1 protein-coding gene and 1 pseudogene are annotated in these 735 nt (G+C 68.6%); both read left to right on the top strand.

Features of this window, described 5'->3' with window-relative positions; translation table 11 throughout:
• A pseudogene (locus tag G3N61_RS39255) lies at positions 1-619 on the top strand (PD-(D/E)XK nuclease family protein); the annotation flags it as partial.
• Positions 516-735, top strand: a 220-nt coding sequence (locus G3N61_RS40395; RefSeq protein ID WP_346778613.1) for a deaminase, incomplete at its 3' end; no start/stop codon positions are given. The pseudogene G3N61_RS39255 and the gene G3N61_RS40395, both read left to right, overlap by 104 nt.

Genomic DNA, 735 nt, shown 5'->3' with positions numbered 1-735 from the left:
GGCGCCGGATGGCGAGTGGCTATTGGCCGATACGGTCGCACCCGAACCGCCCGACGACGACATCCTCGTGTTCCCGCGCGGCGCGGCGGCCGGCGAGTGCCTGCACCGCCTGTTCGAACTCAGCCGCTTCACGGAGCCCGAGTCGTGGCCCAGGGCCGCGCTCGGCGCGCTGCACGACCGGCCGGTCGAGGCCGAGCCCGAACTCGCGACGCGCCTGCCGGCGATGATGGTGCAGCTGGTCGACGATGTCGTCAGCACCGAGCTCGTGCCGGGCATGCGGCTCGCCGATCTCGATCCGGCGAAGCGGCTCGACGAAATGGGTTTCCTGTTCCCGGCGCCGTCGCTCGACCTGATGGCGCTGCGTCGCCTGCTGGTCGCGCACGGCTACCCGGATGTTGCACTGGAGGCGGGCCTGCTCGCCGGTTTCATCAAGGGTTTCATCGACATGATCGTCGAACACGACGGCCGCTTCTGGATCGTCGACTGGAAGTCGAACCATCTCGGCACGACGCCGGATGCCTACGGCCCGCGCGCGCTCGACGTCGCGATGGCCGATCACGCGTATCACCTGCAGGCGCTGCTCTATACGGTCGCACTGCATCGCTATTTGCGCGGGCGCGATCATGCATGCGCGCATCGCGCGGGTCGTCTACGGCGCCGCCGACCCGAAGACGGGCGCCTGCGGCAGCGTGATCGACGCGTTCGCGAATCCGCAGTTGAATCACCATACCGAAG

Origin of the sequence: Burkholderia sp. Ac-20349, from assembly GCF_017104865.1 — a bacterium.
GTDB classification, from domain to species: Bacteria; Pseudomonadota; Gammaproteobacteria; order Burkholderiales; family Burkholderiaceae; genus Burkholderia; species Burkholderia aenigmatica.
This window is presented reverse-complemented; position numbering and strand designations above follow the sequence as displayed.